At 42.5% G+C, this 1,170-nt stretch carries 1 protein-coding gene; it reads left to right on the forward strand.

From position 1 onward, the window contains the following. The first annotated feature begins 352 nt into the window (after window positions 1–352). Window positions 353–835 carry an Hsp20 family protein gene (locus tag B4K20_RS14360; protein ID WP_349678807.1) on the forward strand — a complete coding sequence of 161 codons (483 nt, stop codon included), beginning with the start codon at window positions 353–355 and terminating at the stop codon, window positions 833–835. Window positions 836–1,170 lie beyond the last annotated feature (335 nt).

Here is a 1,170-nt window from a genome sequence, read left to right on the forward strand (position 1 = left end):
TGCCCAAAATAAACGAACCAAACAAAAGGGCACCCGATATTGCCTTTGATCCAAAAATTAGGTTTGTTTGATGGCGTGGTCGATAACTCCCTTCGGTCAGACACTCGACCACTTAATCCATCAACCAACCCTAAATTTTGGCGGCAATAAACGGGGGGTTAGGAGCTTTTCATATCCCCGTTTGTGCTGATAAGTACATTGCCATTTTCATATTGTCCAGATAAAAAATTTCATAAAACGACTTGAAATCTGCTGAGTCAAACCTTATTAAAAATAACGTGAGAGGCTGCCATGAAGGGGCCCTCACCATTGATTGTTTTTGTTTTATATTGCTTCTAACGGAGGATATACCATGAATGCAATTGACCTAACCCCTCTTTATCGTAGTAGTGTTGGTTTTGATCGTTTGGGATCACTGATTAACCATGCACTTACTGCAGACTCCACTTCCAGTGGATACCCTCCCTACAATATTGAGCTCATCGAGGACAACCGCTATGCCATCACGCTAGCCGTTGCCGGCTTCACCCAAGAGGAGCTTGATATTCAGGTTGAAAATGGTGTGCTGACTGTAAGAGGTGAAAAAGCGGCTAAAGAAGAGCGTAAATACCTCCATCAAGGCATTGCTTATCGTTCATTTGAACGTAAGTTTAACCTTGCTGACTACGTCGAAGTGACTGGCGCCGATCTTTCCAACGGTTTGCTGACTATCAGCCTTGTGAAAGAAATTCCTGAAGCGATGAAGCCTAAATCGATTCCGATTAGTCAAACAGGTAACAAAGCTTTGGAACATGATGTGGAAGATAGAAACGCTGACACTTCTAAAGCAGCCTAACTCATCCGGGGTGCGCGCAAGCGCACCCTTCTTTAAATTATAAGAGAATATTTTAAGTTGTATAACGAATTTATTTTTATAGAAAAAACGATTGGTTATGCAGGTTGGGTAGAGGAACGAAACCCAACGGATAGTCTCTTTTGTTAAACCACACGCTGCCGCGAGGCGTTCATTTATTTTGTATGCCCAAAATAAACGAACCAAACAAAAGGGCACCCGATATTGCCTTTGATCCAAAAATTAACTTTGCTTGATGGCGTGGTCGATAACTCCCTTCGGTCAGACATTCGACCACTCAATCCATCAAACAAACCTAATTTTTGGCGGCAATAGAC

This window comes from Methylophaga sp. UBA5088, assembly GCF_002414625.1.
Classification (GTDB): Bacteria; Pseudomonadota; Gammaproteobacteria; order Nitrosococcales; family Methylophagaceae; genus Methylophaga; species Methylophaga marina.